The following is a 4,854-nucleotide window of genomic DNA, read 5'->3' as shown; positions in this document are numbered from 1 at the left end:
GGTCGAACCGGTGGAAGCCGGTCCTCAACGCCTTCGAGATGGCCTTCGACGGCCGACTGCACCCGGAGCGGGACTCGGCCGCCGGAGTGAAAACCGGCGACACGCCCTAAAGTCCGACCCCTGATTCACCGATACTCCAAATAGACCAAAGCCCACCAAAAGAGACACAGACCCCCGCGATGCCCGCAGCGGCGCCGGTTAGCCGGCGGTTAGCCGGGGCCTGATGGATCAACGGTTGCGCGGTGTGATGCGGGGCCTCGTTGTTCACCCGCAGTTGCTCGAGTTCGCGGCGCGGTTGTCGCGACTCGGCTCGAGATTCGGCGTGCACGGTTTCGAGCTGGCGGTGATCGGATCGATGGGGCGGGAGCAGGATCCTTGCCGCGCATTCGGCGTCGCAGGACGCAGTGTCGTGCAATCGTGCCGGAGGTGTCAGCTCACGATTTCACCGTAGGCGAACCCGCATACCAAGTGTCGTACACGCGAAGGGCGTGTTCAGGACCACGCCGACGTCAAGGGGAGAGAAACGCCCCGCGGCCGCACTGGGTGGGTTCGGCCGCGGGACGTTCCTATGGGCGCGTTCGGGCGGTTAGCCGAGGGTCCATTGCTGGTTGCTGCCGCCGTTGCAGGTCCACAGTTCGACCAGGGCGCCGTTCGCCGTGGAGGCTCCGGTCACGTCCAGGCAGAGCCCTGACTGCACGCCGGTGACGGTGCCGTTGGAGTTGAGGTTCCACTGCTGGTTGGTCTGGCCGTTGCAGGAGTAGACGATCACCTTCGTGCCCGCGGTGGTGCCCTTACCGTTCGCGTCCAGGCACAGGGTGCTGCCGCCCACGCTGAGGGTCAGCTCGTTGGAGGAGTTGTGCGTCCAGGTCTGGTTCGCCGCACCGTTGCAGGTGTAGATCTGCTGCTGGGTGCCCAGCGTCGTGGTGCTGTTCGGGTCGTCCAGGCACTTACCCGCACCCACCGCGTGCAACGGCCCCGTGCTGCCCCCTGAACTGCCACCACTGACGCTCCAGGTGAAGCTGGTGGCCCCGGTGGCGCCGGTGGTGTCAGTGGCGCTGACGACGGGACTGAAGGTGCCCCCCGAGGTCGGCGTACCCGAGATCAGGCCCGACGAGGAGATCGACAGGCCGGGAGGCAGGCCCGTGGCGCTGTAGGTGAGCGTCTGCCCGGAGGCCGAGTCGCTGGCCTGGACCTGAACCGCGGTGATCGGGGTGCCCACGGCGCCGCTCTGGTTGCCCGGGCTCGTCACGGTCACCGTGTTACCGCTGGTGCTGCTGCTGCCGTACCCCGAGGCCGCCAGGTTGGCCTGCACCGCGTTCTCGGTGGCGTCCGACGGGTAGCCGGCGGTCACCGCGCCTTCGAAGAACTCTCCGACGCCGTTGTTGCTGTTGTCGCCGCCGGTGCCGAGCAGGATCGAGGAGTCGACCTTCATCGGCGAATAGCCGTTTGGCAGCGGCCCGGAGAAGCCCGTCGTCAGCCCGCCGCTGGTGGCGTTGGCGTATTTGATGGTGAAGTTGCTGGTGCCGTTGTTCTTCTCCATCGCGGTCACGAACGGGAAGTGCACGCCCTGGTAGCTCGACGGGTTCGGCCCGGTGTTCGAGCTGTACATGCCGTTCTCCAGGTCCGCCTCGACCCACGGCCCGCTGCCGGAGCAGCCCCCGAACCAGCACGCGGTGCCCCACTCGATGGCGTTCATGGTGGCGTTGCCGGTGTCGGTGTGTGAGTTCTCGCCGCTGCCGTAGTCGAAGCAGCACCACTGGTCGACCAGGTTCGAAGAGGTGACCATGTACACGCCCTCAGGCTGCGAGCCGGTGGGCACGCCCTTCGCGTTGTCGACGCGGTAACCCACGCCCTGGGTGACCTTGACTCCGTAGGTCTGGTGGCCGGCCATCATCACCGGCAGAGCCATCGCGTTCGCGCCGATGTCCGAGCCGTTGGGTCCGGGGCCCTTCCAGAGGCCGCCCCAGGAGATCGGCATGTCGTTGTGGTTGGCGGTCTGGTCGTAGATCTTCGTGATCGTGCACGTGGTGTTGGCGCAGAAGCTGGTCTGCGCGGCGGTGCTCGCCACGCCCCCCGGCGTCAGCACACCGATGTCCAGGGTGGTGTTGTCCGAGGAGCGCTGGATCTGGTACAGCGGACCGTTGTAGGCCGCGAACATCGCACGCGTGGTGCTGTGCGCGGTCTCGCACGGCGTGCCGCCCGCGGCGTAGATGTCGCAGGGCCCTTGCGCCGTCGCCGCGCTGGCGGTGGCGGTCGCGGCGGCGGAGACCGGCACGGCGATCGCCACCGCCGTCAGACACGCGGCGAGCAGCCGTGTTCGCCGCCGAATCGTGGGAATGAGGGACACGAAGACCTCCGTCTTCAGCAGGGGATTTCTTACCGGTGAGCGAGGCTGCCCAGCCGGTTCGCCCGAGGTCTGGGCTATCGCCCAGCCGGCAGGCCGGTGACCGGGTGGGTCGGGCTGTGGCCGGCCACCGCGGTAGCCGAGACAACCGTGTCAGCACCCTCAGACAAGGACGGCGGCGCGGCGTCGGGGTACCGGGTTCGGCGCCGGGTCGTGCCTAGCAGGTGCATGAGGCCCTCCGTCATCGCAGATGCTTCGCGATCAGTGCGGAACGGCGCCGCCACGCCGGGGTGCGCGTGAGTACGATCTTCAGGGGCGATTTTCGTGCGCGTGAGAGGCCAATTTCAGACTCATCTCTCGCGCAGATCGCAGCGGCTGAAGGGGTGACACCGGTCTAACGTAGTAATAGCCTGATAGTTGAGTAGGTAGTCGGCGTCGCTCGGCCCGCCACAAATCCGCAGACGTCGACGACGGGCTGCCGGGCCCGGAGTCGACGTCTGATGGCGGTGAGCTTGTGTTACCTGCCGGTCAAATCGATTCTGCGTATTGATTCGAGCGGATGTTACGGCCAGGGGTACGAGCGGTCAACGGTGAACTGTCGTCCGCGTGGCCAGCCATCGGACAACGTCCAGGGCAGGTCTGCAAGTTTCACGATCAGTCCGATTCATTCGCGCCCGCAGTAGCCGACTGAACGTGCCCATCGACTGGCGCATCGACACAGCAGGCCGGGCATTCGAGAAAAATCAAACGCGTTTCAACAGATGATCCGACCTCTCCGGACATCTTGACACATCTTTCGGCCCGCGGTTACGTGCGTTCCGGCGGCTTCGCCGTGGCCGGGTGCCGGACCGGTCGTAGTCACCACCGCAGGGACGGGCCCGCGATCTCAGCGAAGGCGGCAGGCGAGTCAGCTCGCACTGACCGCTGCCCCCGATCGGCCGCGCCGCCAAGGCAAAGTCATACACATTCGATGCGTTGCGACCGCTACGGCGCCCGGAGGGCGCCGCCAAACAGCTTGATGAAGGGCTGACGATGACGTCGTACCCACCTCCGCGGTCCAGCCGCGGCGTACCGGTAAGAGCGGCGGTCACGGCCGCGGCGCTGGCGCTAGGCGGCGTGGCTGCCGCGCCGGCCATATCGCAGGCGGCGACGATGACGACCCTCTACGCCTCTGCGACCGGCAGCGGAACCGCCTGCTCCATGACAGCGCCCTGTTCGCTGGGCCAGGCGCAGTCCTCGGTGCGTTCCCTGGACGGGAACATGAGCGGCGACATCGTCGTGCAGCTGGCCGGCGGCACCTACCGGCTGTCCGCGCCGCTGGTGTTCAACAACTCGGACTCGGGCAGCGGCGGCCACAACGTCATCTGGCAGGCCGCGCCCGGCGCGACGCCAGTGATCTCCGGCGGCCAGCAGGTGACCGGCTGGACCCTGCACGACTCGGGCAACAACATCTACGCCGCATCCGTGCCGGTCGGCACGGACTCCCGTCAGCTGTACATCGACGGGTCGGAGGCCCCGCGCGCCGCGATCCCGCTCAACCGCGGCGACGTTACGATCACGTACAACGGCATGACGATCAACAACTCGGCGCTGAACTACCTGTCGGGCCTGCCGGAGCAGAACCGGATCGAGGTGGAGAGCCAGAACTCCTTCACCGACCACTTCGCGCCCGTCCAGTCCATCTCCGGCAGCACGATCACCATGCAGCAGCCGTCCTGGAACAACAACAACTGGGGTTATGACACCCTGGCCAAGCCGTTCGCCGGCGGCCAGATGTTCCTGGAGAACTCGTACTCCTTCCTGCAGAGCGGGCAGTGGTACCTCGACCCCCAGGCCGGGCAGCTCTACTACAAGGCGCCCTCCGGCTGGAACCCGTCGAGCCACGACGTCGAGCTGCCCCAGCTGACCTCGCTGGTGCAGGTGTCCGGCAACAGTGTCGACAACCCCGCGCACAACATCGCGTTCCAGGGCATCGCCTTCGAGCACGCCACCTGGCTGACGCCGGGCAGCAACATCGGGTACGCCGACCAGCAGTCCGGCACCTTCTTCTCGAAGGCCTACCAGCAGCCCTCTGACTTCCTGACCTCCTGCCAGTCCGGCTGCACGCTGTTCGAGGCCACCCGGGAAAGCCTGGGCGAGGCGCCCGCCGCGGTGCAGGTCTCCGCCGCCGGAAGCATCAGCTTCACCGGCGACACCTTCAGCCACCTCGGCGAGGTGGGCCTGGGCATCGGCCAGGACAGCAACGCGGTCGCCTCCGGCGTCGGACTGGGCGCCTCCAGCATCACCGCGGACCACAACGTGTTCACCGACGACGCCGGCGCCGCGATCGTGGTCGGCGGCACGCAGACCAACGCACACCACCCCTCCGACGTGGCGATGACCGACCAGAACATCACCCTGACCGACAACCTGGTCAACGGGGTCGCCGAGGACTACAAGGACATGGCCGGGATCCTGTCCACCTACGTCACCCACGCCGTGATCGACCACAACGAGGTCGAGAACCTGCC

Annotated in this window: 1 protein-coding gene and 1 pseudogene; one reads left to right on the top strand and one right to left on the bottom strand. The window is 67.1% G+C overall.

Annotation, left to right across the window (positions count from 1 at the left end; genetic code table 11):
• Positions 1-586: 586 nt before the first annotated feature.
• Positions 587-2,281 carry an arabinofuranosidase catalytic domain-containing protein gene (locus KGA66_RS28095; RefSeq protein WP_438822086.1) on the bottom strand — a complete coding sequence of 565 codons (1,695 nt, stop codon included), beginning with the start codon at positions 2,279-2,281 and terminating at the stop codon, positions 587-589.
• 1,215 nt (positions 2,282-3,496) lie between these two features.
• On the opposite strand from KGA66_RS28095, the pseudogene KGA66_RS28090 reads away from it, so the two are divergent.
• A pseudogene (locus KGA66_RS28090) lies at positions 3,497-4,854 on the top strand (right-handed parallel beta-helix repeat-containing protein); the annotation flags it as partial.

Origin of the sequence: Actinocrinis puniceicyclus (genome assembly GCF_018283645.1) — a bacterium.
Taxonomy (GTDB): Bacteria; Actinomycetota; Actinomycetes; order Streptomycetales; family Catenulisporaceae; genus Actinocrinis; species Actinocrinis puniceicyclus.
This window is presented reverse-complemented; position numbering and strand designations above follow the sequence as displayed.